A 22937-nucleotide genomic window follows, 5' to 3' on the forward strand; every position below is an offset into this window, starting at 1 on the left:
CGAGACGATCGCTGCGCGGGCTCCTCGCGATCGTGGCACGCGAACGCGGCCACGTCGCCTCGGTCGGGGCGACGATCGCCGCTCGTCGGCGCCGACTGGAGGAGATCGATCTCCCAGCAGTCGATCTCGCGGATGCGCGACGAAAGGTCGCATCAGTCGGCGCGGATATTCACGACCTCCGCGAGCGGGCAGCGACGATACGCGGGGAGTTGACCGCCCGTCGGGAGCTCGAAGAGGACCGGGAAGCGGTCCGTGCGGATCTCGAGGCGACGCTGACGGAACTCTCGGAAGCGGAGACGGCCCGCATTGCGGCGAAACAGGACCTCGATCGGGCCCGGCGGGCCGCCAGACACGATCGGGACCGGCGAGAGCGCCGTCTCCGGCTTGAGGACGAAATCGCGAATCTGGAACGGGAGGCCCGCCGTGAACTCGCCGCAGCGGTCCATCCGGCGTTTCGATCGACGCTCGAAGGGCTTCCGATCGCGGTGGAGGCCGGATCGCGGCCGGGAGAGTGGTGTGGGCCACGGACGATCGCCGAGATCGCCGCGATCTCGCTTGCGGGGCGGCGGGCACCGATCGTCGTGGTCGGCAACCCGGCCGTAGGCACGGAGTCCGACGGAGCGGGGGGAGATGAAGGGGACGACATCGCGACGGCAGCCCTCGCGCTCGGCGTCCCGATCGTCCGCCTGTGAGGTGGTCCGATCGTTCGCCTGTGAGGTGGTCCGATCGTTCGCCTGTGAGGTGGTCCGATCGTTCGCCTGTGAGGTGGTCCGATCGTTCGCCTGTGAGGTGGTCCGATCAGCCATCGATACGACGGAGCAAGCGCCGCGCACCATCGCCCACCCGTGAAACACCGATCGATCGCGGCACGGCACCAAAGGGGTGGATGGCGTCGACTCGAACTGGGCGGAGCCGGTCGAGTCGTGCTGACCTTTAGATACGAACGGGCGCCAGACCGGCCATGGACCTCAGGTGGAACGTCGAACGGCGTGGCGGGCTGGCGATCGTGACGTGTCTGTTGTGTAACGACGGCCCGGAGGCGAAGCTGGTTCGGCTCCGAAACGACCTGGACGGCCCGGTGGTGCCACCACGACGTCACGGCGTTCCCGAACCCGGCTGGGACCGTTCGGGGTACACCTGCCATATCGAGGGATCCTCGCGAGTCGGGTTCGGGTACGTCTGTGCGACGGGGATGGATTCGGAACGTCGACCGATGACGATCGAGTCGGTCGAACCCATCGAGGACGAGGTTGGTCGACGAGACGCAGACGGAACGGGGGCGAACGCCGCCGCCGAGCGTGCGATCCGGACCCTCGGGGACCATCGGCCGCCGCGGGACTGTGTACCTGGAATCGACGGCCCCACGGACCGAGCGAGGGCGACCGGGACACGGAGGCCACCCGCAGACACGAACGGCGAAACGGTGTCTACCGGCGAAGGCGAAACGACGGCCGAAGGCGGGACGGCGGCCCGGGCGGATGGCTCCGCAAGCACCGACGGCGGAACGACGACGAACGAACCGGTCGACGATCCGAACGTGGATGACCCGGACCTCGGCCCGAATACGGACGGTGTCGGTTTCGACCGGGCTCCGGACGAGACGGCCATCGGGACGGTCGAACGGCGGATCGAGACCGTGAGCGCGGAGCTCGACCGATTCACGGTCGTATCGGATACCGACCTCGAGACGGCCACCTCCGCCGTGGCCGAGACGGGCGGCCTGGACGCTCTCGAATCCGACGTGGACCGGATCGCGGCCGAGGTCGAGGCGCTCGAGACGCTTCGCGACCGGCTGGATGCGGTGATCGACCGCCACGACCGTCTCGACGTCCCGATCACGGCCCTTCGGAGGCTCGCGTGATCGTCGCGGTCGTCGGAGGGAAAGGGGGCGTCGGAAAGACGACGATCGCGTACAACCTCGCTGCGGCTTGCGACGGCGTCGTTGTGGATGCGGATCTCGGGATGGCCGACCTGCCGGCACCAACGGGCACGGACCTCCACGACGTGCTTGCCGGACGTGCCGATCCGCGTGACTGCCTCCGGCAGGGACCGGTCACCGTCCTTCCGTGTGGTCGATCGCTTGCGGGGGCGCGAGCGAGCGACCTCACCCGTCTTGGTGACGCGCTGCGGACGATCGAGCGGGAGTGTGGAATCGTCGTGGTCGATTGTCCCGCAGGACGCCGCGCGGACGCCGGCGTTCCACTCGCCGTCGCGGATCGGTGTCTACTCGTCGCCTCACCGCGATCGTTTGCACTTCCGGACGCGATACGGACGCGGGAGCTCGCTCGGGAACTCGGGACCGGACTGGCGGCGGTCGCGCTCAACCGGCCGGAGGACGTAACGCCGGTTGATCGGATCGCGGATGTGCTCGGGGCACCCGTGGAGCAGCTTCCCGAGGACGTCGCATTGAGTCGATCAGTGATCGAGGAGCGCCCGATCGTCGCCTCACAACCCAGAAGCGAAACTGCACGGGCAATACTGGCGATCGCGAACCGAGTGACGGCGGGATCGAACGTCCGTATGGGTGCCGGATCGATCGGTGAGGGGGACGTCATCCCACAAGAAATGGCAGTCCTTCACAAGGGTTAAGACAGCCTCGACCCGTCTATGCACAACGATGCTAGAGGTTTCCGACGTCCGCAAGGAGTTCGGCGGACTCGTCGCCGTCGACGACGTTTCGTTCGAGATCGGCGACGGGGAGATCGTTGGCCTGATCGGGCCGAACGGGGCCGGAAAGACGACCCTGTTCAACACGATAACCCGCGTGTTGACGCCCGAGGAGGGCAGTTCGATCCGGTTTAACGGACAGGACCTCCTCGCAGTCAAGACTCACGAGGTCGCCCAACTGGGACTGGTCCGGACCTTCCAGATCGTCCGCGTGTTCAACGAGATGACCGTCCTCGAGAACGCCATCGCCGGCGCGACGTTCGGAACGACCGAATCGATCGACCGGGAGACGGCCCGGGATCGGGCGATGGAGTCGCTCGAGTTCCTCGGCCTCGCCGAACACGCGGAGATGGAAGCCGGCGCGCTCCCGCTGGCACAGAAGAAACAGCTCGAGATGGCACGCGTGCTCGCTGCGGATCCGAACCTGATTATGCTCGACGAGATCGCCAGCGGGCTCACGCCCAGCGAGGTGGCCGAACTCTCCGAGAGCATCGAACGGATCCGGGATGAACGGGGAATCTCGGTGTTCTGGATCGAACACATTATGGACGCCATCATGGGTACCGTGGACCGACTGCTCGTCCTGCAGAGCGGCGAGCTGATCGCCGACGGAACCCCAGAGGAGATCCGCAACGACGACGCGGTCGTCGAGGCATACCTCGGGAGCGCTGTCTGAGATGATCGAACTCTCCAACATCGACGTCTCCTACGACCGAATGCAGGTCATCTGGGACGTTTCCCTGGAGCTGTCCGAGGAGGACACGGTCGTCTCGCTCGTGGGTCCAAACGGCGCCGGTAAATCGACGCTGATGAAGACGATGAGCGGCCTCCACCCCGTCGATTCCGGATCGGTCACGCTGTGGGGCGACGACGTCGACGACCTCGACCCCGGGGAGATCATCCAACACGGGTTCGTGCTCGTCTCCGAGGAGCGAAACCTGTTTGGGGAAATGTCGGTCCGCGAGAACCTCGAGATGGGTGCCTACAGACGCCGGCAGGACATCGACGCCCGGATCGAAGAGATGTACGACCGATTCCCGATCCTCGAGGAACGGTCCGAACAGCGTGCCGGGTCGCTGAGCGGGGGCGAACAGCAGATGCTGGCGATCGCCCGCGGACTGATGTCGGAGCCGAAGATCCTCGCGCTCGACGAGCCGAGCGAAGGGCTGGCCCCCCAGATCACCGAGCGCGTCTTCGAGATCATCGACGAGATCAGCGGCGAGACGACGATCCTCCTCGTCGAACAACACGTCGACAAGGCACTCGATCTCGCCGACCGCGCATACCTTCTCGAGAACGGACAGATCGTTCACGAGGACACCGGACAGGGGATGCTCGAGAGCGAACACGTCAAGGACGCCTACCTCTAGCGCCGTCTCGACGGTCGGATCGGATTCCCGGACCGGGGACGCGAACGTATCTTCTCGGTGGTCGATCGATTGGAAGCGCTGTGACCGTCACGTCGATCGGGATCACGTCATCGAGTTCAGCAATGGCGGAGGGTTCAGCCGAGACGAACGAGCGACGCCGGTTGGGTGTTCGACGGACGATTGTGACGGTGACGGTCAGGAATGACCGTCAGTTGTACCGGCGGACGGCGGTTCGTCCCCATCACGGAGCCGGTCGACGGCATCGGAGACGACGGGCATCATTCCCTCCCGGAAGTAGAGGAACAAAACGATCAGGAGGGCGCCGAAGATCGCCGTCTCCCACTGGCCGACCGGCGAGAGCAGCTCCTCGATGGCGAACACGACGGCGGCACCGACGACCGGGCCGAACGTAGTACGGATGCCGCCCACGATGAGCATGATCAGCACCATTACGTCGATCGCCGCGAATCCGTAGTCGCCCGGAAGGACGGTCCCCTGGAACTCCGCCATCATGATCCCGCCGAGTCCGATGAGCGCGGCCGCGAGGAACCCCGCGACCGTCTTGTACCGAACCACGTCGATGCCGATGGAGGCGGCGGCGAGGTCGTCCTCGCGGATCGCCTCGAAGGCGAGGCCGTACTTGCCCGCGATCAGGCGGACGTAGACCAACTGTGCGAGAACGACGAACAGGATGAGAAGGTACGAGAGAACCGCGAACCGGTTTACGCCGAGCATCGAGCCGATCGAATCGAGTCCGAGCCCACCGAACGAGTAGCCGGTGCTCCCGCCGGTGATGCTGCGAAGCCCGACGTACGCCTCGGTCAGGGCCAACTGCAGGTTCAACGTGAGGATCGAGATGAGGATCACGCCCAGATTTCGTTTCGCGGAGACCCAGCTGACGAGAGCACCGAGAACGCCGGAGGCGGCCATCCCGACGGGGATCAGAAGCCACGGGGAGATCCCGAGGACGTCCTGTGAGAGAACAGCCATCACGTAGGCCGCGCCGCCGGCGAGCGCACCCATAAACAGGAACAGCTGGTCGGTGTGGCCGAAGGCGATGTTCAAGCCGATCGCCAACAGCGCAAAGATGAGGAACTGGTTGTACAGCCGGAGATACGTGGTGCTCTCGAGGACGAAAAGCGGGGCAAGGGCCAACACGACGGCCATCACGCCCGTCCACGTGCGTTCCGTCCGCGGAAGCGGTAGCGACGTCATTCTCCCACCACCGGTCGAACCAGAAGGATGATCACTGCGGTCATAAACAGGATGATGCTCGCGAGATACGCGCCGATGAAGAAGTTCGCGTACGTCGCGACGATCCCGAGCAGAATCCCCGCGACGGCGGTTCCCTCAATGCTTCGGATGCCGCCGACGATCGAGACGATCAGCGCGAAGATCGTGAACTGAAAGCCGCTCGTGACTCCGAGGGTCGCGCTCGTGCCGTACACGACGCCGGCGATGCCGGCAACGATAGTCGCAAGAACGAACACGATCGCCCGGATGCGTCGTGGATCGACCCCGATCAGCAACGCGCCGACCTCGTCCTGGAAGACCGTTCGAGCGGCCTTCCCGAGGAACGTCCCGCGCAGGAACGCGAATAGGGCGACGAGCACCACCGCTGAGACGGTGATGACGAGGATCGAGGACCCGGGTATCGTGATACCGATGACGTCGATGCGGGGCAACCCGAGCGAGAGCGAATATCGCGAGGGGAAGAAGTTGGTCAACGTTCCCTCAAGCAGTATCGAGAGGCCGAGGGTAACGAAGATCCCCAATAGGATCCGTTCCTCTCCGTCCGAGCGGTACACGAGCGACAGCAGCGTTCGGTCGACGGCGACGCCGAGGATCCCGACCAGGCCGACGCCGAGGATGAACGCCGGCACCGATCCGAGACCGACCGTCGTCGACAGGTAGTGAGCCATCAGCGTGCCGAGGATCGCGAACATTCCGATCGCGAGGTTGAGCACCTCACCCAACCCGAACACGAGCGTGATCCCGACGCCCAAAAGCGCCAGGAACATCCCGTATGCGATCCCGTCGATCCCGACAGCGATCAAAGTGTTAGTTGCTACCATATACTTCTACGCCTATTGCGATGTGGTGTCATCGTATACCTTACGGATTAGTTGTTCGCTCGTGAGTGTTCGATAGTCGGCAGACCGCGGCGTGAGGCATCCGACCGTCGGGACCCGGGCCGATCCGGGGATCGTCGCAGCCGCGTCCAACGGGGCTCGATGGTCTCCAACCCGAATACGGACGTCGCCGAACGCGGAGCCAGGCGTCGCCGAACGCGGGTCGAGAGTCAAGACCCGAGGTTCGTCTCCTGGATCAGTACTCGCGGGCCGGAAGCGGATCCGAACGGAACACTTCCGAGAGTCCCCAGTCACGGTCGGGCGCGTAGTCGGGCGCCTCCGTGGTGAACTCGCTGTAGATCTGGACCTGCCCGTCCGGTTCGCCGCCGTTCGTGTACTGGAGCGGTTCGGGGTAGAGCGTCTCGAACTCGATCTCGCGAACCGTCTCGGTGATCGCGGCCGAGGTCGCCTCGCCGGCCTCCTCGATCGCCGCCGCGAGCAGATGTGCGGTGACGTACCCGTAGCTGTGGTGCGTGTCGAAGTCCTGGTCCGGGAACTCCTCCGAGAACCCCTCGGCGACGCCGACGTACTCGTCGGTCGTGTAGTCGGACATGTGGTAGTGAAGGTACGCCTCCTGTGCGAGGTCGCCGAGCGCGCCCTGGATCACGCCCGGCGGGAAGCCGGACCCGGAGATGGCGTCCGGATCGAGACCGATGTCGAACGCCTGTTGGGTGATCGTGAAGTTACCCGGCGGGTGGCCGGTCGCGTTCAGGAACTCGATGTCCTCGTCGAAGCTCCGCAGATAGGGCCGGAAGTCGGACGTGCCGACCGGCGCGACCTCGATCTGGACGTCGTCACCGAACTGTTCCTCCATCGCGGCCTGGATCGATCGCCCCCACGCGTAGTCACCAACGATCGCGCCGATGTTCTCGTAGCCGCGTTCCTCGATGAGCTGCGACTGCGCGATCATCGTGTTCGATGCGGGCAGGAGACCGACGCGGAACGAGTGTTGACGCTGGTCGTTGATCGCCGCGTCAGCGCCCGCCATATGGAGGAAGTTCGGGACTTCGAGTTCCTGAGCGGTGTCCGACGTCCGGATCCCGACGTCGCTCGAAACGGCGCCGGTGATCGCCACCGCGTCGTCCTGCTCGACGAACTCCCGGAAGTAGCTGTCCGCCTGTGAGGGATCGCTTGCCGTGTCGTTTGAGACGACCTCCAGATCGCGGTCGAGAACCCCGCCGTCGGCGTTGATCTCCTGTATCCCGTACTCAAGACCGGCCTGGTGGGCCTGTCCCCAGGGACCGAAGTTCCCCGACAGCGGCTGAATGGCGCCGATCACGATCGGGTCATCGGAACCGCCACCGTTGCCACCGCCGTTTCCGTTGCCGTTGCCACCGCCGTTTCCGTTGCCGTTGCCACCGCCGTTTCCGTTGCCGTTGCCGCCACCGTTTCCGCCGATACAGCCTGCGAGGACGGTAACGCTCGTTGCACTGCCGCTTGCCTTCAGGAAGGTTCGTCTGTCCATAGATACCTACTGCCAGTAGGCGTCTATGACGGTTTTAAACTATCGGTATATATGTTGCTTAACATATTACACCGGAGCCGTCAGGCGGTAGTCATACGGTAGGGGCGTCAGCGTGGACGAGTCGAACAACCTGGGCCCGAACGCCGATCGAGAACTCTCGGAAAAACGTGAATTCCGCTCGCCGCGATGGAGGCGATCCGGGAAGAAGGCGCTACCGGCGTTCCCGATCCGCGAGAGGGAAAGTAACCGTTATACGCCGGGTGGCCTATGCTGGAACTATGCAACGACGCGCTGTAGCCGTGTACGCCGTGCTCTTCCTGTTGGTGGGCGCGGCAGCGGGCACACTTACGGCGACTGCGGACGCTCCGGAGGTCTCGTTCGATAACCCGGCGTTCGAGGGCGGTGCGGGTGACTCCTTCGAGTACAACGGGACGACGTACACCGTCACCGAGGTAACCGAGGAAACGTCGGAGAGCCACGGAGCAACGACCACGACACTGGTTGGAACGATCGAGTGGAACCGAACAGTCGAGGAGTCGGCGACGTGGGCGAACGACTCGACCGTGGCCTACGACGGAAACGACTGGCGCGTCGTGATCGACGGCGAGGACCCCGACACAGTCACGCTACAGGACCAACTCGACCGGACGGCGATCCTCGAGAACGATTCGTCCGCCGACAACGAGACCGTCCAAAGCGACGGCGAGGAATACGTCGTGGTTCGCGACGAAACCGGGTCCGCGACGCTCGTCCCGGCAGAGGAGTACTTCCCGGAGCCCGAGGAACGGCGGATCGCAGAGGGTGAAACGATAACGTACGACGAGCACGACGCAACCGTCGAAAACGTTACCGCGAGCGAGGCGACGCTTCGGTGGGAGACCGTCGAGACGTCCTCGGCGGAACTGAGCCAACAGGGAACGGTGACGCTCGGCGGAACGGACTTCGTCGTGATCTTCCAGGACAGTTCGACCGTGTCGCTGTCAAGCGATATGGAGTCCTACGAGGCACAGCAAGCCCAGATCGACCAGTTCGAACAGCGAATGTCCGGCTTGACCCGGGTTCAGTGGGTCTCGATCGGCCTCATGATGTTCCTGATCGCGTTCGCGTTCATGCCGTCGCGGTACTGAAAACGCGTTCGGAGGAACGGTCCAGTCCGCCGACCGCCCCGGACCACGACCCGTATTCGGATCGGATCGGTTCCAAGCAGTGCTCATCCGTTGCCTCAACGGTGGTTGTTTTCGATCGCGTTCCCCGATCGTGGTGTCTCGAAGCCCCGGCCTCCCGGCTCCCGCTTATCGCAACAGCGAAACCACGCCGACGATCACAGCAACGATGACGAGCGTGGCAAGGGAGAATCCGGCCGCGAGCCGCGGAAACGCGAGCCACAGCGCGATGAAAAACGAGAACGCAAAGCCGAACAGCAGCGCAATGAGAACGCCGCGAAACGGGTTCTGTACCGCTGCGACGAACACTCGCTGTGGGAGCGTCAATTCGTCGAGTCGAAGCTCCGACGTATCGACAGCCTCGGATCGACGATCGGTCTCACGACGATCCTGGGAACGGCGATCCTGGGCACGAGGATCATCCTGATCGCGGTCACCGTCCGTGCCGTCGGGCCGGTCATCCGCATCCGGATCGGCACCATCTGTCTCGGCGGTCACGATCGCCCCTACGTGGGTGAGACGCCTGTACCTACCGATCGCTGACGGATGGGCTCGTGCCGCCGTGATCGGTTCGGCGTTTACGGATCCGGACCGTCTGTGCGTCCTCGGTGGCGTCGTCCACGACCAGTGCACGACCGACGCCGGTGGGAAGGGTGCTGGCGAGATCGGTCGCGAGGTAGGTCGGCTGGGCGGTCGAGAGCGCCTCAACGTCCCGGTCATCGGTCAACCGGTGGGCGATAACGAGATCCGACTGGGAGACCGTGACGGGCGGAAGCGCGCTCGGACGCTGTGTCGCACAGACGACGCTCACGCCGGGCGCCCGACCACGGGTATACAGCGTCCGAAAGGCGTCGGCGGCGATCCCGTCGAGGAACGCGTGTGCCTCATCAACGAGCAACCACGGCAAGACGTCGGGATCGGTGTCGACGCAGTGATCGTAGATCCCGCGCGCGATCGCGTAGCCGATGGCGTCCAGCGCGGCCGGCGGCAGCGACCGACAATCGATCACGGTCGGACCGCCGCCGACGATCGCGCCGACCGACGGCGCATCGACGTCGAAGACGTCCCACGCCGCGAGCAGGTCGAGATGGTTTCGGACGGTTCGGATCGTCTCCACGGGTACGTCGGCGTCGGTTACGGCCTGCCGGATCGCGGAGATCGACACTGGCCCCGGCTCGTCCGCGATCGTTTCAACGATCCGCCAGAGAAGGCTCCCGGCCGGCTGCGCGGGATCGAGACGCGCGATCTCGGGCCACCGATCGGGCGGCAGCGATCCCGGGTGGATCGACGCCGTAAGCACCCGGCCACCCGGGAGCGCAGCGAGGCCGTCGAAGGCACCCATCGGATCGAGAACGACCGGCGACACGCCGGCGGTCGTCGCGATCTCCTCGGCGAGGACGCCGAGCGTGTAGGACTTGCCGGTGCCGCGTTTCCCGACCAGCACTCCGGCGTGTGGCCCATCGAGGTCGATCCCGACCGGAGCACCCGCGCTCCCGTCACGGGCGAGGAACGCACCGAGATGAGCGCGTGGCCCGCCCGTTCCCGGTTCCCGACCGAGTACGTACGGTGCCGCGTCCGCCGGTGTCGCAGTCGAGCGTGTGTCCTCCGACGATGCCGTATCCAGCCGTGGAGCCTGTGACGAGGAGTGCGTGTGCGTCCCGGAGACACCAGTACGGCCGCACACGCCGGTCGATTCACCGTGATCGAACATTACGGTCGGTGTGTCGCCATCAGATAAAAACCGGAGGGCGAGTGTTTATATACGAATCCGGGACCAGACGGCCTATGATCGAAACCGCCGGGTCAGCGATCCGAAAAGGGCTCGATGATCTCCGACGTGACGAACGAGCGATCGAGGGGTTACCGATCCGCCTCGTCATCGCGCTCGTCGTCGGCGTCGCGAGCTTGAGCGTGATGATGAGTATGGTGAGTGGGATCGAGGGCCTGGCGGTGATCGAACTGGACGTCCAGCCGGAACCCGAGGTGACGACGCCGGGTGAACAGGAGATCGCGTTCACCGTCGTCGATCCCGACGGGCAACCGGTCGCCGATGCAACCGTCGTGGTTCGTGGAGAGACCGCTCGGATCGATTCGGTGGCGACCGCACGAACCGACGCGTCCGGCACCGCGACCGTAACCGTCGATCCGAGGCTCGGCCCCAACCAGGCCGATGGAACCCTCGTCGTCGACGTCAAGCCGCCAGCCGGCAGCGAATACACCGACGATCGCGAGAACACGAACGTGCTGGTGGTGCGGGAATGACCGGTCCAAGCAGCCGGCGGATGGGAACGATGACGGATGTCAGTGAACGGAACGGTGACGGAGCAGTGACGGGAGAGACGGTCACCGGTGATCGTCCCAATCGACCCAGTTCTGTTCCCACCCCTGCCGAGAGGCGGCGCTGGTGACGGCGCGTTCGGCGTCCTCACGGCGGGTACGGTTGCGCTCGATCGGGCCGCGTTCGCCGTCGGCAAGCATCGGTTGTAGCCGAACGGGACCCGCCCGTTCACGGACGCGGTAGCCGCCACGGCGGCCGGCGGACGGGGACGTCGGCGAAGCGGGCCGGTCCGATCTGTCGACGCCACCGGCACCATCGGTGGCGTCGGCGCCATCGAGACCGTCGGAGCCATCGCCGCCGGCGTCACCGGCACCCCCTGCCTCGGGTTCGACGGCAAGCAGCGTCTGCTCACCGGTCCCGTTGGGGAAGACCAACCGGCCATCGGGATCGAGCTGTTCGATCAGGGCGCGTGGCGGGTCGGCGACGGCGGCCTCGAGGAGGATCCGGTCGAACGGCGCGTACTCGGGGAGACCGGTCGACCCGTTCCGCCGATCGACCAGCACGGCGTCGTAGCCGGCCGCCGAGAGGTTCGACCGCGCCACGTGAACGATCTCCCGGTCGATGTCGATCGCGTGGACGTGGCGCGCGCCGACGATCTCCGCAAGCACCGCCGCCGTGTAGCCGACGCCGGCGCCGACGACGAGGGTTTCCTCGCCGGGTGAGGGATCGAGGGCGGCGATCATCCGAACAACCGTGGAGGGCGCAAGCGTTCGCGTGCCGTGTTCGCGACCGGCCCGATCGTCGTACGGGGACTCCGAGACGAACGTTTCGCGGGGCACACGCTGCAGCGCGGTGAGTACCCGCTCATCAAGCGGCCGATCGAGGCGGTGTTCGAGGCGCTCGATCATGTCCGCCCGCAACGTCGTCTCGTCCATACTCGACGGTCGGGCGTGGGTCGTAATGAACCGCACGCTCGACGGCGGGGCATACGGACGTCGAACCGGCAGCGATCCGGGTCCGTCAGCCGACCATCGGGACGAACCGAACCCCGCCGTGTCGCTCACGGTCGAGGCCGTCCGACTGAACGGTGACCCGGATCAACTCCTGATCGCCTCGTCGACCGACCGGACCGACGATCCGCCCGCCGAGACGTGTCTGCTCGATGATCGCGTTCGGGATTCCCTCGGCGGCGGCACAGGTGAGGGAGGCGGCGTCGTACGGTGCGTACTCCGGCCACCCGTCCCGACCGTCGCCGACGCGAACGTCGACGGCGGCGTACCCAAGCCGATCGAGTCGCTCGCGGGCCGCGGCGGCGAGCGCATCGACGTACTCGACGCTGTAGACGTGTCCGGATTCGCCGACGAGTTCCGCGATGACGGCGGCGTGGTACCCACAACCGGTCCCGATTTCGAGCACGCGATCGCCCGTCGAAACGTCGAGGAGGTCCGCCATCAGCGCGACCATATGCGGCGCGCTTATCGTCTGGTTCGACCCGATCGGCAAGGGACGGTCGGCATAGGCGCGTTCGACGGTGGCGTCGGGGACGAACTCGTGGCGGGGGACGGACCCGATCGCGGCGAGAACGGCCTCGTCGACGTCCAGCCGCTCCCGGAGTCGCTCGACCAAGCGATCGCGAGCGTCGCTGAGTGACATATGGTACCATAGAACGGAGAGAATCCTGAAAGCTGTGGTCCCACAAGACTCCCGTCTATCGAGGAGAACATCAGTCGATCAGCCGGCTGGATCTACCTGGTCGGCGGATCACGGAGATCAAAGCCGAGGCAGCTCACCAGGCCGACCAGGCCGTCGAGGTCTCATCGCGCGCGTACAGGCGCTTGACGTCCTTCGCGAAGGCGATGTCGCCTTTGTGATCGAGTTTGTCGAACCGATAGTCGGGAGCGTTCTCACGGATCTGGACGCCCTCGACGGTGAACTCCTCATCGCCGAACGTCTCGGTCTCGCCGATCTCGAACTCGTAATCGCCCGGAACGGCGACCGAGAGGGGGCGCGTTCGGTCGCGGTTGCCGTCCGACGGATGGAGCGTCACCTTTACCGAGACGTTGTCGACCGCGCGAGTCCACAGCGTCTCGATGTCCTCGGCATCGGCCTCCTCGACGCGTTCCTCGGGGCCGACCTCGATGTCGGTCACCCGGGCCTGCAACAGCGCCTCCGGGGAGTCGACGACGAACTCGCCGCCGACCTCGGCGTACGTGTCGGCAGGAACCTCCATCGTCGTTGTGAACGACTGGTCGTCCTGTGAGACGACGATGTCGATGGATTCCGTCTCCGGCTCCGAGATCTCGGTTTTGTGCGTGTGACCGCAGTCGGTGCACCTGACGGTCGCCTGTCCGCCGGGACTGAGCACCTCGTGGACCGTCGGCTCGCCCGACGAACAGGACGGGCAGACGAGACCGACGCGTTCGCGTGTATCGCTCATTGGTGGCGTTATCCCGTCGACGCGTAAAAACCCGCGTGTGTCGGGCGGCGCGTGTGGGTGACTCGCGCGTGCGTCGGGAAGGAATGCCGACCGGACGAACACCGACTGGACGATCGACGCCGACGGAGGCGTATCAGGTGGAGCGCCGACGGACGGTCGAGGGGCGGACGCCCGTTCATTGCTCGTGCTCAGGCGGACGGGAGGTCGATCGCTTCGCCGTCGACGTACACTGTGGGGTCCCGCAGGATCCCGTCGAGATGCAGCGGGGCCTCGGTGTCGCCGCCGATGCTGGCGTCGTCGCCGAGCGCGATGTGGACGGTTCCGGCGGCCTTCTCGTCGAGAAGGACCGATCCAACGAGGTCGGTCACGCCGACGTTGGTGCCGATCCCGAGCTCGGCGAGGTTGTACGCGTCCCGGCCGACCGACTCGGCCCCCGCCTCGACCTGCTCACGGATGGCGGGGTCGGAGATGTCGGTGACGAAGCCGTCCTCGACCTCGAAGGTGAGCCGTTCGTCGTCCGCGAGCAGCCCGTGCGGACGCATCGTTCCATCGACGACGTAGGTACCGTCGGCCGTCTCCGGCGAGACGAACACCTCGCCGGCGGGAAGGTTCGAGAAATCGCCCGGCTGGTGAACCATTCCGGTGTCGGTATTCCACTCGCGGTCGCCCGGCTCGAACGTGATGTCGGTTCCGGCGGGTGTGGTAACGCGGATCGTGTCGGCGCCGGCGACCCGGTCGTGGACTGCGGCGCAGTGATCCGCAATGGCGGCGTAATCGGCGTCGAGCCCGGTCACGAACACCGATTCGGTGATCCCCGGCAGGGTTGCGCCGCGCGCGCCGGCCTCGCACGCGTCGCCGCGTGCACGCGTGTGACTGATGCTTTTCGTCGTCGGTGCGAGGAACGCGTCGGTCGACGCCATCGCCTCGGCGACGGCCGCGGGGGGCTCGCCGCCGTGTTGCTCGCCCGGCGGATACTGCAGGATCGTCGCGTCGTCGGTCACGTCGCAGGCAGCCGCGTACAGAGCCTCGCCGATCGAGCGGCGTTCGTCGTCGGTGACGATCACGATCGATTCGTCGGCGGCGAGGTTCAGACACTGCCCGACGGCGGTGTCGGCGGCGGTCGCGAGGTCGGCGTCGGTGACGTCGCTCGACATACTCCACGGTGGAACGTCCATCCCGTTAGCGTTTGCCTCTCGCGGTGCCGATATCGATCGGTCGTCGATGACGGCCGATCGGTGGGAACGGCTCCCAACGACCGTCACTGACGGTCTCGTAACGATTATACGGGCCGCGGGCCGACTTCCGGGTATGATCCACGTGGGCGTCAACGGATACGGAACGATCGGAAAACGTGTCGCGGACGCGGTCGCGGCCCAGCCGGACATGACCGTCAGCGGCGTCGCGAAGACCCGCCCGAACTACGAGGCCGAAACCGCGGTTCGACGTGGCTACGACCTCTATGCCGCGATCGATGACCGCGCTGACGCCTTCGCGGATGCCGGCCTCGACGTCGCCGGCGGCTTGGAGGAGCTGATCGAGGCGAGCGACATCGTCGTCGACTGTTGTCCCAGCGACATCGGCGCGAAGAACCGACCCGTTTACGAGGACCACGGCACACCCGCGATCTTCCAGGGCGGCGAGGGCGCCGACATCGCCGACGTCTCGTTCAACGCCCGGTCGAACTTCGAGGACGCCCGCGACGCCGACTACGTCCGCGTGGTCTCGTGTAACACGACCGCTCTCTCGCGGGTCATCGCCCCGCTCGAGGAGGAGTACGGCATCGAGAAGGTGCGGGTCACCCTCGTCCGCCGCAGCGGCGATCCCTCCGAGACGGGTCGCGGACCGGTCAACGACGTGCTTCCGGATCCGGTCTCGATCCCCTCCCACCACGGCCCGGACGTCAACACGATCTTCCCCGACGTCGACATCGACACGCTCGCGCTGAAGGCCCCGACGACGCTGATGCACACCCACAGCCTCAACGTCACCCTCGAGGCGGAGCCCGACGAGGCAGCGATCCTGGATCTCCTCGCGGACGAATCACGGATCTTCACGATCCCCGAGACCGCCGACATCGACGGCGCGGGCAAGCTGAAGGACTACGCCCTCGATTCGGGGCGCCCCCGTGGCGACCTCTGGGAGAACTGCGTCTGGGCGGAGTCGGTCGGGATGGAGGGACCGGACCTGTACCTGTTCCAAAACGTCCACCAGGAGTCGGACGTCATCCCGGAGAACATCGACGCGATCCGCGCGATGGTGACCGACGTCGACGCCGCGGCGTCGATCGAGCGAACCAACGAGGCGCTGGGCGTCGGGCTCGAGAGCCTGTTCGACGCCCGTGGCGACCGTGAAGCGGTTCCGATCGACGACTGAGGCGGACCGACGCCCGAAACGGATCCCGTCGATTGGTGGTGATCGGTCGACTCGTTGCCGTCCCGTTTTGCCGAAGTGACCGAAGATGTTCGCGGTCGCATTGAAGTACGTCGGACCCATAGGTATGGCCGTACGACGAGAACAGCTCGCACACCGCATACGGCCACACCACCCAACCCTATGACCGATCCCGACGAGACCGCCGGCCACACCACCGAGACCGCAAACGTCCCCGACGACTCCGGAGCCACCGCCTGCTCGTACTGGGCCCCCGACGACTGTGAGGGGACGCCACACTGTCCGCCGCGCTGTCCGCGATTCGTGGACAAACACGGCACGCCCTGGACGATCCGGGAGGCAACCGAGTCGGACCGGAACGGGCTCCGTGAGATGTACGGGACGTTCACCTCGGCCGAGCGGGCCCAGGGGCTCCCGCCGGTCAACGATCGGCAGATCGAGACGTGGCTCGACCGGCTGTTCGACCGAGGACTCAACGTCGTCGCCGTCGGACCGGACGGGATCGCGGGCCACGCGGTGTACACGCCGACGTACGTTGCCGACCCCGAACTCGCGGTCTTCGTCGGGCCGGCCTACCACGGTCGGGGGCTCGGAACCGAGCTGTGCAAGCAGATCATCGCCCTCGGTGCGGCGAACGGACGGGAGGCGATCGAGTTGACCGTCGAGCCGTCGAACTCGGTGGCCTGCGGCATCTACCGGCGGCTCGGGTTCGAGGTGGTCGAGCGCAAGGCACGGGAGATCGAGATGCGACTGCCGCTGTCGACGGCGACGGCGATCGAGGTCCAGCATCCGCCGGCGCTGCGGGCCAAGTGACCGCCTCAGGCAGTTCGTTGCAGCTCCTCGACGGCCGGCAGCGGTTCGCCGGTGAGTGCCCGGATGTAGGCGCCGCCGGCGATCGAGACGTGTGAGAAGTCGTCCTCGTCGAGCCCGTAGAGTTCGATCGCCCGGGAAGTGTCGCCGCCGCCGATCACCGAGAAGCAGTCGGTATCGGCGATCGTCTCGAGGACGCCGACGGTGCCGTCGGCGAACTGTTCGTCCTCGAAGACGCCGAGTGCCCCCTTCATAAAGACGGCCGCCGAGCCCCGGATCACGGGGTCGTAGGCGTCGACCGTCGCCGAGCCGATGTCCAGGTACGCGTCGGTTTTCTCCTCGACGTCATCGACATCGATCTCGGTTCGGTTGCCGTTCTCGTCCTCGTAGGCGAGATCGACCGCCAGCTCGATCTCGTCGCCGCGCTCCGCGAGCAGCGTCTCGACGGTCTCGTGGGTTCGGTCCCACTGCTCGTCGAAGAGATCCATCCACTTCAGGTCGTGACCGATCGGATGGCCGGCGGCGCGCAAGAAGAGCTCGCCGGCGACGCCGCCGAGCAGGAACCGGTCGACCTTCCCCTCGAGGGCGTCCATCACGTCGATGACGTCGATCGCCTTCGTCCCGCCGATGATCATCGTCACCTGACCGTCGAACTCGCGGGTCGCGATCGCCGTGTTGGCCTCGTACTCGGCCTCCATCACTCGCCCGGCGTAGGCGGGGAGGACGCGCGGAAAGCCGACGAGGGACGCGTGTGCACGATGGGCCGCCGAGTAGGCATCGTTGACGTAGGCGTCGAAGTACGGTGCGAGCGAGCGGACGAATTCGGTCTCGGCCTTGGTCTCGGGGTCCGCCTCGGGAAGCTCGTCATCGGCCATTCGAACGTTCTCGAGCAGGAGGATCTCACCCGGATCGGTCGCCTCGATCGCCTCGTGGGCGGCCGCCCCGTGGGTGTCCGCGACGAAGGCGACCTCGCGGCCGACGTGTGATTCGAGCAGATCGGCGTGTCGCTCCAGGGACACGAAGTCGTCGTTGCCGGGCCGTCCCTGGTGGGCCAGACAGACGACCGGATGCCCCCGCTCGGCGAGCTCCCGGACGGTGGCGGCGTGGCGTTTGAACCGCCGGTTGTCCCGCGGTCGTCCGTCCTCGATCGGCGAGTTGAGGTCCAGACGCACCAGCACGCGGGCGTCGCCCGGCAGGTCGTCGAGCGTCTTGAACGGTGCCATACGTGCCCGAACGAAGAGGGCTCACTTAGCCGTGGGGAAACGCACTCGGGATGACGTGTGTTCACACGGTGGCGGTGCGTGGCAGTCACGGAACGATCGATTCGCCCGATTCGTCGCCCCGTCGGTGACGATATGCGGCGCAGGGAAACGGCGGAAACCGCGGCTGACAGAAGGCTTATCCGACTCACAGCCCTGCCTTCGCGTATGGACAGAGACGACCGCGACGATCCGTTCGGCGATTTCTTCGAGGAGATCGAACGGATGATGAACCAGATGGCCAACGCGGACGGCGAGCACGCCGACGACGCGGGCTTCGGCACGGAGACGCACGTGGACACGTACGTCGAGGACGACACCGTGCGCCTGGTCGCGGACCTGCCCGGCGTCTCCAAGGAGGACCTCTCGTTGCAGTGTGACGGCGAGACGCTGACGGTGTCGGCCGCCTCGGACCGCCGGGAGTACGACGAGCGCGTCTCGCTTCCGGTCCGCGTCGACGAGCGGTCGGCGTCCGCGACGTTCAACAACGGGATCCTCGAAGTGACGTTCGACCGTGCGGACGACTCGGCGTCGATCGACGTTGCGTGAGGTGAGGCGGGAAGCCAGTGCCGGCCGTTCCCGAAGTCCGAACAGCTCGGCCTCCGATCAGCCACCGCCGGCCGCGGTTCGCCGGATGAGCGCCGCCAGCCGGTCGTAAAACTCCTCCGCGTACTTCTCGGCGGCGTCCACCGTCGGCCGGGCGTTGGTCTCGGTCACCACGAGCCGGTCATCCGTTTCGAGGAGGTCGACGCCGAGATAGTCGATCCCGAGCGTGGCCGCGGTTCGTTCCGCGATCGCCCGGTGGCGCTCGGGCGGATCGATCGCGGTCGCGGTCGCCCCGCGGTGGACGTTGTGTTTCCACCGGCTTGCGCCGTCGGCGTCGATCGCGGCGGCGGCATCGTCGTCGGCTGTATCAACCGTGACGGCGTCATCATCACCGCGGGACGCCGTCCCGGAGGCCGGATGGCGGCGCTCGACCGCGCCGAGACACTCGCCGTTGACCACCATCAGCCGGTAGTCGCGCGCGTTCGGGAGGAACTCCTGGATCAGGTAGGACTTATCCCCGGTCGCGGGATTGTCGTGGATCAGATCGAGGTAGTCGATCGTCCCCGAAAGGTCGTCCCGGTCGGCCGCCTTCGCGACGCCGACGCCGCGGGTCGCGGAGTTCGGCTTGACGACGAGGGGATACGACAGCCCCGCGGCGTCGACCGCATCGAGTACCGCGGCCTCATCGACCGGGTTCGAGACCATCACGGTCCGAGGAACCGGGACGCCGGCCGCATCGAGCGCGCTCGTGACGCCGCCCTTGTTCCGCGAGGTGAGGACGACGTCGCGGTCGTTGACCCACGGGATCTCGAGGCGCGCGTCGAGCGCCGCCCCCTCCATCAGTCGCGTCGGATAGACGAAGCCGACGTCGACCGCGTCGGGGGTCGGCTCGACGGGATCGGCGGGGGCATCCGGGGCGTCGGTGACCCGGATCGGCCGCTGTTTCGCGCGGAGGTGAACCACCTCGATCCCGCGGTCCGCGAGGGGGTCACGAACGCGCTCGAAGGTTTCCGAACGGGTACTCATCGCGAGCCGAAGCATCGATCCACACGAACGGGGCAACGGGGATAAGCCTCGCGACGATGGTCGAAACTGGGACACGGGCGACGATCCGAAGAAGACGCCGGAGGCCGTCGATCGACGATCGATCCTACGAGACGAGCAGCTTCTCGCCGCGGTCGACGGTGATCCGACAGGACGGGGACATCTTGTTGTACGCGCGTCGGAACGCCTCCTTGACGGCCGAGGCGTCCTCGGGGTCACAGTACGCCGTGAAGACGGCTTCGTCGACCATAACCCGTGCCGCGGTGCCGACCGGCTTGCCGAACGCCTGCCGCATCCCGTCGGAGACACGGTCGGCGCCGGCGCCGGTCGCCTGCTTGTTCTCCCGGATGACCTGGTGGGGGAACTTCCGGAGGACCATCTTGTACTCGCCCTCGCCGATCTCGGTGAGAAGGTGGCGGTTGGCGGACAGGCGGGCGCTCTCGAGGGACCCGTGGCGGATCTGGAGCGTCTCCTCGACGCGGAGGCTGATCTCGACCTCGTAGTCGTCGGGGTCGGCCTGAAGGTCCCCCATGTTGTGCTGTGCGATCTTCGAACCCGGAATGCCCGTGATGTACTCGCGTCGCGTGTACGAGGGCTTGCTGATCGTCCGGTACATAGAGGCCGGCTTTTCTGACATGGTTACTTGTCGAGTATACCCGCCGCTGCGCGAATAAACCCTTCGAAAGGCGGCCGTTCACCCCCTGAGAGGCGTCCCCGCGCCGTCGGATCCCCCGATGAACCGTGTCCCCGACGTCACGAGGACGGCGCGTCGGTGGCGTCCGCGTCGTCGGCGTCCGCGTCGTCAACGCCGACGTCGTCAGCGCCTCCGTCGTCGCCGGCCGGGGCCGGAGGGTCGAGCGCGACGTGCTCGAACCCGCGATCGGCAAGCAGTTCCGCCGCCCGGTCGGTGATCGAGGGTGCGACGAGGATCCCGCGAACCCGGTCCGTGTCGGATGCGTCGGCGGCGGTCCCGGAGTCGGCCGCGTCCGGGTCGTCGTCCTCGGAGTCGGCCGCGGACCGTTCCTCGGCGACGGCGTCGACGTACCTGCCGAGTTGGCTGACGGCGCTCGGCCCGACACGCCGGCGTTTCAACTCGAGAACGACCGGCGTCCCGGCGGCGTCGACGCCGAAGACGTCCATCGGGCCGGCGGCGCTGTCGCGTTCGATCGCGGTCGGCTCGAAGCCCGGCTCGATCAGGGTGGGATCCTCGAGGATCCGCCGCCGGAGGTCCGCCTCGCTGCCGGTGACCGCCAGGTCACGGCCGCCGGTCACCGCCATCGCTGAGAGCTGGTGGACCGTCGAGAACCGCACGATGAGCGTCTCGTCGGGCGAGGACCGTTCCGACCGGACCCGAAGCCGCCCGTCACGGACGGCGGCGTGGTGGGTCGATCCGGGCGGCTGCCAGTTGACCGGGGTTCGCTGCTCGTCGGTGTGGACGAGCGCCGCGCCGTCCGGCTTGAGGATGAGGAGCCGGTCACCCGGGCCGAGCGAGGATGCGGCACGACCGCGATACTCGACGCTGCAGGTGCCGAAGACGGTGATCAGCGCGCCGCGGTCGAAGGCGGACTCGAGTTCCCACAGCGCCTCCCGATGGCTCGGGTCGTGGCGGGTCGTGACGGACACGGCCGACGGCTAGGCGGCGCGCAGTCAAAAGGGCGCCGCCCGGTCGGGCGTCGATCGGGAACCCGTCGCATCGGGCGCCGATCGGGATGACGCCGTCGGGTCACGACGCGACGGCGGCGCCGCTGTCCGGGTGAGAAAACGGAAAACGCAGCCGTGTGCCGATGCGTCGGTGAGATCGCCGATCGACCTTACAGTCGGGTAAGGTTCGTCGCGCGCGGGCCCTTGGGGGCGTCCTCGATCTCGAACTCGACTTCCTGTCCCTCTTCGAGATCGGGGCCGCCGATGTCCTCCATGTGGAAGAAGACGTCGTCGTCCGCGTCCTCAGTCGAGATGAAGCCGTAGCCGCCAGTGTCGTTGAAGAAGTCAACCGTTCCGGTAGACATTGCACCCGCACAAACGCCAGTATCGGACATAAGGGTTGTGTATTCGGCGACGCCGACGGAACCGGGCGTGATGGGGCGTCTCGTCGGCTAGCGGTGCCTGGATTCGCCGTTCCGTTCCCTACACGTACTGCCGCTGGAACTCCTCGTCGGTCTTGGTGAGATAGAGGATCCCCTCGATGAACCCGATGATGGCCGGGATGAACGTCCAGGAGAAACAGAGGTACAGCAGTCCCATCCCGTTCTCGCCGAGATAGAACTTGTGTGCCCCGATCCCGCCGAGGAGGAGGGCAAGGATCCCCGCAGTCGTGCGGTCCTTGGAACTCCTGGCCGCGCCGGCACCGCCCGCCGGGGCGCCCCCGGCTGCACCGCCGGCGCCGCCAGCGGCCGCACCGCCCTGCCGGACGCCACATTCCGGACAGATCTCGGCCTGCTTCTTGATGATGGTCCCGCAGCTCGAACAGAACTGTTCGTTGGGACCGGGCTGTCCGTTGGGGTCAGCCTGTCCGTTGGGGCCAGCCTGTGCGTTCGGCTCCGGGCTTCGACCGCCGTTCCGGCCGGCGGCACCACCGTCATCCGCGTCGCGGCGACCGGTCCGATCCGCACCGCGATCGTCTGAGTCCTCCCATCCCGCGTCGTCGGGGCCATCGCCGGCAGGGGCAACTCGATCGTCGTCGTCGTCCGACTCGTCGGATCGCGATCGTCGGTCACGGTTCGAATCGTCGTCAGTGGGACCTGGCATAGTTTCGAGGTGTTTCCGGGGATATTTATAACTATGTGACGGCCGATGGCGGTTTCGACCGCCGAGCTGGTCGGACGGACATCGAAGTGGTCGAACGGATGTCGAAGCAGTCGAACGGACGTCGAACCGGACGGACCGACGGAACTGAATCCCCTCAGGACGTCCCGACGGGGGATCCACGATGGAGCCAGAGCACTGCCAAGACGGCGACGGCGTATCCGGTCCCGATCGCCAGGATCCGACGATCGCCGCCGAGGAGAAGCCGGTGTAGTCCGAATCCATACGCGATCCCCAGCAGGAGCCCCGTCGTGGTGCGGACCCAGTTGGATCCCGCATCGGACCGACCCGCGGTGAGCGTCCAATCGACGAGGGCGGCGATCGGGAGAACCGCGATCACGAGGAGACCGATCGGTCCCTGAAGCCACCCGCCGATTCCCAGGCCGACACCAGCCGCGATCCCGGGATAGATCCCGGAACAGCGCGCGCACAGCCGTATCGTCCGCGAACCGATCGAGACCCGGTGACAGCGGTCGTACTCCGCCGGTTCGTGGTGGGACAGGAGATAGCGACGCGTCTCGGCGATCCCGGCGCGCAGTTCACGTCCGAGGACGTCACGATCCACGTCGGGGT

General features: G+C 66.5%; 27 protein-coding genes. 10 read left to right on the forward strand and 17 right to left on the reverse strand.

Annotated elements, in window-relative coordinates; genetic code table 11:
- Positions 1-32: 32 nt before the first annotated feature.
- From OQF70_RS00925 to OQF70_RS00945, 5 genes are all read left to right on the forward strand, one after another.
- The gene (locus OQF70_RS00925; protein ID WP_280535350.1) at positions 33-692 is read left to right on the forward strand and encodes a hypothetical protein; all 660 of its coding nucleotides are present in this window, start codon (positions 33-35) and stop codon (positions 690-692) included.
- Between the two features lie 269 nt (positions 693-961).
- Positions 962-1861: a hypothetical protein gene (locus tag OQF70_RS00930; RefSeq protein WP_280535351.1), complete on the forward strand. Its 900-nt coding sequence runs from the start codon at positions 962-964 to the stop codon at positions 1859-1861.
- Entirely contained in the window at positions 1858-2589 is a 732-nt protein-coding gene (locus OQF70_RS00935; RefSeq protein WP_280535352.1) for a chromosome partitioning protein ParA, read from the forward strand. The genes OQF70_RS00930 and OQF70_RS00935 overlap by 4 nt, the downstream gene beginning before the upstream one ends.
- 28 nt (positions 2590-2617) lie before the next feature.
- Positions 2618-3343: an ABC transporter ATP-binding protein gene (locus tag OQF70_RS00940; RefSeq protein ID WP_280535353.1), complete on the forward strand. Its 726-nt coding sequence runs from the start codon at positions 2618-2620 to the stop codon at positions 3341-3343.
- A gap of 1 nt (position 3344) precedes the next feature.
- On the forward strand, positions 3345-4037 hold the full coding sequence (locus OQF70_RS00945) for an ABC transporter ATP-binding protein (protein WP_280535354.1): 693 nt from the start codon (positions 3345-3347) through the stop codon (positions 4035-4037).
- A 195-nt stretch (positions 4038-4232) separates the two neighbouring features.
- Here OQF70_RS00945 and OQF70_RS00950 read toward each other — a convergent pair whose 3' ends face one another.
- From OQF70_RS00950 to OQF70_RS00960, 3 genes are all read right to left on the reverse strand, one after another.
- The gene (locus OQF70_RS00950; RefSeq protein ID WP_280535355.1) at positions 4233-5252 is read right to left on the reverse strand and encodes a branched-chain amino acid ABC transporter permease; all 1020 of its coding nucleotides are present in this window, start codon (positions 5250-5252) and stop codon (positions 4233-4235) included.
- The gene (locus tag OQF70_RS00955) at positions 5249-6112 is read right to left on the reverse strand and encodes a branched-chain amino acid ABC transporter permease (RefSeq protein ID WP_280535356.1); all 864 of its coding nucleotides are present in this window, start codon (positions 6110-6112) and stop codon (positions 5249-5251) included. The genes OQF70_RS00950 and OQF70_RS00955 overlap by 4 nt, the downstream gene beginning before the upstream one ends.
- A gap of 253 nt (positions 6113-6365) precedes the next feature.
- Positions 6366-7634, reverse strand: a complete 1269-nt coding sequence (locus OQF70_RS00960; RefSeq protein ID WP_280535357.1) for an ABC transporter substrate-binding protein — start codon at positions 7632-7634, stop codon at positions 6366-6368.
- A 278-nt stretch (positions 7635-7912) separates the two neighbouring features.
- Between OQF70_RS00960 and OQF70_RS00965 the strand changes: the two genes are divergently transcribed.
- Entirely contained in the window at positions 7913-8761 is an 849-nt protein-coding gene (locus OQF70_RS00965; protein WP_280535358.1) for a hypothetical protein, read from the forward strand.
- A gap of 165 nt (positions 8762-8926) precedes the next feature.
- Here OQF70_RS00965 and OQF70_RS00970 read toward each other — a convergent pair whose 3' ends face one another.
- The 3 genes from OQF70_RS00970 to OQF70_RS00980 are packed head-to-tail and all read right to left on the reverse strand — an operon-like array spanning position 8927 to position 10508.
- Entirely contained in the window at positions 8927-9106 is a 180-nt protein-coding gene (locus OQF70_RS00970) for a hypothetical protein (protein ID WP_280535359.1), read from the reverse strand.
- 14 nt (positions 9107-9120) lie between these two features.
- Complete coding sequence (locus OQF70_RS00975) at positions 9121-9279, reverse strand: hypothetical protein (RefSeq protein ID WP_280535360.1); 159 nt, start codon at positions 9277-9279, stop codon at positions 9121-9123.
- Between the two features lie 47 nt (positions 9280-9326).
- Positions 9327-10508, reverse strand: coding sequence for a DUF87 domain-containing protein (locus OQF70_RS00980; RefSeq protein WP_280535361.1), 1182 nt, complete (start codon positions 10506-10508; stop codon positions 9327-9329).
- Between the two features lie 74 nt (positions 10509-10582).
- Between OQF70_RS00980 and OQF70_RS00985 the strand changes: the two genes are divergently transcribed.
- Entirely contained in the window at positions 10583-11059 is a 477-nt protein-coding gene (locus OQF70_RS00985; RefSeq protein WP_280535362.1) for an Ig-like domain-containing protein, read from the forward strand.
- Between the two features lie 81 nt (positions 11060-11140).
- Here the strand turns inward: OQF70_RS00985 and OQF70_RS00990 are convergent, their stop codons facing one another.
- From OQF70_RS00990 to OQF70_RS01005, 4 genes are all read right to left on the reverse strand, one after another.
- Positions 11141-12010, reverse strand: a complete 870-nt coding sequence (locus tag OQF70_RS00990) for a protein-L-isoaspartate O-methyltransferase (protein WP_280535363.1) — start codon at positions 12008-12010, stop codon at positions 11141-11143.
- An 85-nt stretch (positions 12011-12095) separates the two neighbouring features.
- Entirely contained in the window at positions 12096-12728 is a 633-nt protein-coding gene (locus OQF70_RS00995) for a protein-L-isoaspartate(D-aspartate) O-methyltransferase (RefSeq protein WP_280535364.1), read from the reverse strand.
- A 133-nt stretch (positions 12729-12861) separates the two neighbouring features.
- Positions 12862-13512 (reverse strand): HVO_0476 family zinc finger protein, encoded by a 651-nt coding sequence (locus tag OQF70_RS01000; protein WP_280535365.1) that lies wholly within the window; start codon positions 13510-13512, stop codon positions 12862-12864.
- A gap of 188 nt (positions 13513-13700) precedes the next feature.
- Positions 13701-14666, reverse strand: a complete 966-nt coding sequence (locus OQF70_RS01005) for an aminopeptidase (RefSeq protein ID WP_280535366.1) — start codon at positions 14664-14666, stop codon at positions 13701-13703.
- A 154-nt stretch (positions 14667-14820) separates the two neighbouring features.
- On the opposite strand from OQF70_RS01005, the gene OQF70_RS01010 reads away from it, so the two are divergent.
- Both OQF70_RS01010 and OQF70_RS01015 read left to right on the forward strand, forming a co-directional pair.
- The gene (locus tag OQF70_RS01010) at positions 14821-15885 is read left to right on the forward strand and encodes a type II glyceraldehyde-3-phosphate dehydrogenase (RefSeq protein ID WP_280535367.1); all 1065 of its coding nucleotides are present in this window, start codon (positions 14821-14823) and stop codon (positions 15883-15885) included.
- A 180-nt stretch (positions 15886-16065) separates the two neighbouring features.
- Complete coding sequence (locus tag OQF70_RS01015; protein ID WP_280535368.1) at positions 16066-16716, forward strand: GNAT family N-acetyltransferase; 651 nt, start codon at positions 16066-16068, stop codon at positions 16714-16716.
- A gap of 5 nt (positions 16717-16721) precedes the next feature.
- Here OQF70_RS01015 and OQF70_RS01020 read toward each other — a convergent pair whose 3' ends face one another.
- A complete protein-coding gene (locus tag OQF70_RS01020; protein ID WP_280535369.1) occupies positions 16722-17936 on the reverse strand; it encodes a phosphoglycerate kinase in 1215 nt (404 codons plus the stop codon).
- 204 nt (positions 17937-18140) lie between these two features.
- On the opposite strand from OQF70_RS01020, the gene OQF70_RS01025 reads away from it, so the two are divergent.
- Positions 18141-18521 (forward strand): Hsp20/alpha crystallin family protein, encoded by a 381-nt coding sequence (locus OQF70_RS01025; RefSeq protein WP_092812690.1) that lies wholly within the window; start codon positions 18141-18143, stop codon positions 18519-18521.
- Between the two features lie 57 nt (positions 18522-18578).
- On the opposite strand, the gene OQF70_RS01030 is transcribed toward OQF70_RS01025, so the two are convergent.
- The 6 genes from OQF70_RS01030 to OQF70_RS01055 all read right to left on the reverse strand — a co-directional run bounded on the left by OQF70_RS01030 (position 18579) and on the right by OQF70_RS01055 (position 22929).
- Positions 18579-19559 carry an ATP-grasp domain-containing protein gene (locus tag OQF70_RS01030; RefSeq protein ID WP_280535370.1) on the reverse strand — a complete coding sequence of 327 codons (981 nt, stop codon included), beginning with the start codon at positions 19557-19559 and terminating at the stop codon, positions 18579-18581.
- Positions 19560-19668: 109 nt separating this feature from the next.
- Complete coding sequence (locus OQF70_RS01035) at positions 19669-20199, reverse strand: 50S ribosomal protein L16 (RefSeq protein WP_092812684.1); 531 nt, start codon at positions 20197-20199, stop codon at positions 19669-19671.
- A gap of 116 nt (positions 20200-20315) precedes the next feature.
- Positions 20316-21185 carry an endonuclease NucS gene (gene nucS / locus OQF70_RS01040; RefSeq protein WP_280535371.1) on the reverse strand — a complete coding sequence of 290 codons (870 nt, stop codon included), beginning with the start codon at positions 21183-21185 and terminating at the stop codon, positions 20316-20318.
- A gap of 188 nt (positions 21186-21373) precedes the next feature.
- Positions 21374-21568, reverse strand: a complete 195-nt coding sequence (locus OQF70_RS01045) for a cold-shock protein (protein ID WP_021075115.1) — start codon at positions 21566-21568, stop codon at positions 21374-21376.
- Between the two features lie 118 nt (positions 21569-21686).
- Positions 21687-22307, reverse strand: coding sequence for a TM2 domain-containing protein (locus tag OQF70_RS01050; protein WP_280535372.1), 621 nt, complete (start codon positions 22305-22307; stop codon positions 21687-21689).
- A gap of 154 nt (positions 22308-22461) precedes the next feature.
- Positions 22462-22929 (reverse strand): DUF2085 domain-containing protein, encoded by a 468-nt coding sequence (locus OQF70_RS01055; protein ID WP_280535373.1) that lies wholly within the window; start codon positions 22927-22929, stop codon positions 22462-22464.
- Positions 22930-22937: the final 8 nt, after the last annotated feature.

This window comes from Halopenitus sp. POP-27, from assembly GCF_029889855.1.
Lineage (GTDB): Archaea > Halobacteriota > Halobacteria > Halobacteriales > Haloferacaceae > Halopenitus > Halopenitus malekzadehii.

Excerpts from the sequence above, each read along its gene's own strand:
- OQF70_RS00940 (WP_280535353.1), top strand. The coding sequence starts at position 2,618 with ATGCTAGAGGTTTCCGACGTCCGCAAGGAGTTCGGCGGACTCGTCGCC.
- OQF70_RS01010 (WP_280535367.1), top strand. The coding sequence starts at position 14,821 with ATGATCCACGTGGGCGTCAACGGATACGGAACGATCGGAAAACGTGTC.
- OQF70_RS00985 (WP_280535362.1), top strand. The coding sequence starts at position 10,583 with ATGATCGAAACCGCCGGGTCAGCGATCCGAAAAGGGCTCGATGATCTC.
- OQF70_RS01020 (WP_280535369.1), bottom strand. The coding sequence starts at position 17,936 with ATGGCACCGTTCAAGACGCTCGACGACCTGCCGGGCGACGCCCGCGTG.
- OQF70_RS01015 (WP_280535368.1), top strand. The coding sequence starts at position 16,066 with ATGACCGATCCCGACGAGACCGCCGGCCACACCACCGAGACCGCAAAC.
- OQF70_RS00975 (WP_280535360.1), bottom strand. The coding sequence starts at position 9,279 with ATGGTGCCGATCCGGATGCGGATGACCGGCCCGACGGCACGGACGGTG.
- OQF70_RS00930 (WP_280535351.1), top strand. The coding sequence starts at position 962 with ATGGACCTCAGGTGGAACGTCGAACGGCGTGGCGGGCTGGCGATCGTG.
- OQF70_RS00950 (WP_280535355.1), bottom strand. The coding sequence starts at position 5,252 with ATGACGTCGCTACCGCTTCCGCGGACGGAACGCACGTGGACGGGCGTG.
- OQF70_RS00965 (WP_280535358.1), top strand. The coding sequence starts at position 7,913 with ATGCAACGACGCGCTGTAGCCGTGTACGCCGTGCTCTTCCTGTTGGTG.
- OQF70_RS01000 (WP_280535365.1), bottom strand. The coding sequence starts at position 13,512 with ATGAGCGATACACGCGAACGCGTCGGTCTCGTCTGCCCGTCCTGTTCG.
- OQF70_RS00960 (WP_280535357.1), bottom strand. The coding sequence starts at position 7,634 with ATGGACAGACGAACCTTCCTGAAGGCAAGCGGCAGTGCAACGAGCGTT.
- OQF70_RS01005 (WP_280535366.1), bottom strand. The coding sequence starts at position 14,666 with ATGTCGAGCGACGTCACCGACGCCGACCTCGCGACCGCCGCCGACACC.
- OQF70_RS01030 (WP_280535370.1), bottom strand. The coding sequence starts at position 19,559 with ATGCTTCGGCTCGCGATGAGTACCCGTTCGGAAACCTTCGAGCGCGTT.
- OQF70_RS01045 (WP_021075115.1), bottom strand. The coding sequence starts at position 21,568 with ATGTCTACCGGAACGGTTGACTTCTTCAACGACACTGGCGGCTACGGC.
- OQF70_RS00980 (WP_280535361.1), bottom strand. The coding sequence starts at position 10,508 with ATGTTCGATCACGGTGAATCGACCGGCGTGTGCGGCCGTACTGGTGTC.
- OQF70_RS01025 (WP_092812690.1), top strand. The coding sequence starts at position 18,141 with ATGGACAGAGACGACCGCGACGATCCGTTCGGCGATTTCTTCGAGGAG.
- OQF70_RS01050 (WP_280535372.1), bottom strand. The coding sequence starts at position 22,307 with ATGCCAGGTCCCACTGACGACGATTCGAACCGTGACCGACGATCGCGA.
- OQF70_RS00955 (WP_280535356.1), bottom strand. The coding sequence starts at position 6,112 with ATGGTAGCAACTAACACTTTGATCGCTGTCGGGATCGACGGGATCGCA.
- OQF70_RS00990 (WP_280535363.1), bottom strand. The coding sequence starts at position 12,010 with ATGGACGAGACGACGTTGCGGGCGGACATGATCGAGCGCCTCGAACAC.
- OQF70_RS00945 (WP_280535354.1), top strand. The coding sequence starts at position 3,345 with ATGATCGAACTCTCCAACATCGACGTCTCCTACGACCGAATGCAGGTC.
- OQF70_RS00995 (WP_280535364.1), bottom strand. The coding sequence starts at position 12,728 with ATGTCACTCAGCGACGCTCGCGATCGCTTGGTCGAGCGACTCCGGGAG.
- OQF70_RS01035 (WP_092812684.1), bottom strand. The coding sequence starts at position 20,199 with ATGTCAGAAAAGCCGGCCTCTATGTACCGGACGATCAGCAAGCCCTCG.